At 43.7% G+C, this 2,469-nt stretch carries 2 rRNA genes; both read left to right on the top strand.

Going from position 1 to position 2,469, the window contains the following annotated elements:
• A 23S ribosomal RNA gene (locus CDOM16189_RS07940) occupies positions 1-1,708 on the top strand; the annotation flags it as partial.
• A gap of 394 nt (positions 1,709-2,102) precedes the next feature.
• Positions 2,103-2,222, top strand: a 5S ribosomal RNA gene (gene rrf, locus CDOM16189_RS07935).
• Positions 2,223-2,469 lie beyond the last annotated feature (247 nt).

Genomic DNA, 2,469 nt, shown 5'->3' with positions numbered 1-2,469 from the left:
GTGGTAGGAGAGCGTTCTATTCAGCGTTGAAGGTGTACCGGTAAGGAGCGCTGGAGCGGATAGAAGTGAGCATGCAGGCATGAGTAGCGATAATTAATGTGAGAATCATTAACGCCGTAAACCCAAGGTTTCCTACGCGATGCTCGTCATCGTAGGGTTAGCCGGGTCCTAAGCAAAGTCCGAAAGGGGTATGCGATGGAAAATTGGTTAATATTCCAATGCCAACTATTATGTGCGATGGAAGGACGCTTAGAGTTAAAGGAGCCAGCGGATGGTAGTGCTGGTCGAAAGGTGTAGGTTAAGATCCAGGCAAATCCGGATCTTTTTAAGCCGAGACCCCACAGGCAGACAAAGTTCTTCGGAACAGCGTTTGAATCCTTGATACTGTCGAGCCAAGAAAAGTTTCTAAGTTTAGTAATAGTTGCCCGTACCGTAAACCGACACAGGTGGGTGGGATGAGTATTCTAAGGCGCGTGGAAGAACTCTCTTCAAGGAACTCTGCAAAATAGCACCGTATCTTCGGTATAAGGTGTGCCTAACTTTGTTAAAGATTTACTCCGTAAGCAAAGAAGGTTACAACAAAGAGTCCCTCCCGACTGTTTACCAAAAACACAGCACTCTGCTAACTCGTAAGAGGATGTATAGGGTGTGACGCCTGCCCGGTGCTCGAAGGTTAATTGATGACGTTAGCTCTGCGAAGCGTTTGATCGAAGCCCGAGTAAACGGCGGCCGTAACTATAACGGTCCTAAGGTAGCGAAATTCCTTGTCGGTTAAATACCGACCTGCATGAATGGCGTAACGAGATGGGAGCTGTCTCGAAGAGGGATCCAGTGAAATTGTAGTGGAGGTGAAAATTCCTCCTACCCGCGGCAAGACGGAAAGACCCCGTGGACCTTTACTACAGCTTGACACTGCTATTGGGATAAAGATGTGCAGGATAGGTGGGAGGCTTTGATCTATAGACGCCAGTTTATAGTGAGCCATTGTTGAGATACCACTCTTTTTTATTCTGATAGCTAACTGGCATGAGTTATCCTCATGCAGGACAATGTCTGGTGGGTAGTTTGACTGGGGCGGTCGCCTCCCAAAATGTAACGGAGGCTTACAAAGGTTGGCTCAGAACGGTTGGAAATCGTTCGTAGAGTATAAAGGTATAAGCCAGCTTAACTGCGAGACGTACATGTCAAGCAGAGACGAAAGTCGGTCTTAGTGATCCGGTGGTTCTGTGTGGAAGGGCCATCGCTCAAAGGATAAAAGGTACCCCGGGGATAACAGGCTGATCTCCCCCAAGAGCTCACATCGACGGGGAGGTTTGGCACCTCGATGTCGGCTCATCGCATCCTGGGGCTGGAGCAGGTCCCAAGGGTATGGCTGTTCGCCATTTAAAGCGGTACGCGAGCTGGGTTCAGAACGTCGTGAGACAGTTCGGTCCCTATCTGCCGTGGGCGTAAGAAGATTGAGGAGAGTTGACCCTAGTACGAGAGGACCGGGTTGAACCAACCACTGGTGTACGAGTTGTCCTGCCAAGGGCACCGCTCGGTAGCTAAGTTGGGATGTGATAAGAGCTGAAAGCATCTAAGCTCGAAGCCAACTCCAAGATGAATCTTCTTTTAAGACCTCATAAAGACTATATGTTTGATAGGCTGGGTGTGTAATGGATGAAAGTCCTTTAGCTGACCAGTACTAATAGGTCGTCTGCTTATCTTTTAATAAGCATCACTTCCTTGTTAAGGGTAAAATTGGTTCCTAATTTTTTCTACTATGCTTCGTTAGACTTCGTTTCAGACTTCGGTCACATACTATGTGTATGCTCCCTCGTCTTTACTCGTCTGCCTTGCCTAGCGAAAAATTAGTTCTCAATTCAAAAACCTTACAAGGTAAAGATTGTTATTTAAAACGCTTTAACTCTTAACAATTAAAAGACAGTGTTAGTTAAGCAAATTTATCTATGGATATAAAAAAGGTGAAGTATTTTTAGATAGATTTGAATGTTGTGAGGCTGTTTTTAAACGGAGCGGACGTGTTGTCCGTGAGTATTAAAAATAGCAAATTCATTCAAAGATACTAAAAAGACGAACCGTTAATTTACTTAACTAACACTGCCCGTGACTATACAGACGAGGAAACGCCTTGCTCCATCTCGAACCAAGAAGCTAAGCTCGTCCTGGCTGATGATACTCTCCCTTACTGGGATGTTTGGAAAAGTAGGTCGTTGCGGGCTTTGTTATTTATACAAAGCTACCACTTATTTAAATCACTAAAACTCATTAAAACATTATCATAAACATTCAATCCAAATAGCTATTAAAATATCTATATCGATAATATCAACACTAAGATATTTATATATTTATACAAGATAAGCTTTATAAACACTTATATTTAAAATCTTTACCTAATGTCTTATTCTCTTTATACATAGTAGGCTGAATTTAAGAAGTATTCTGATTGTAGGATGGATGTTTTAA

This window comes from Campylobacter sp. RM16189 (genome assembly GCF_012978815.1).
Lineage (GTDB): Bacteria > Campylobacterota > Campylobacteria > Campylobacterales > Campylobacteraceae > Campylobacter_A.
Note: the sequence above shows the minus strand (reverse complement) of the source record. Positions and strands in the feature narration are given on the sequence as shown.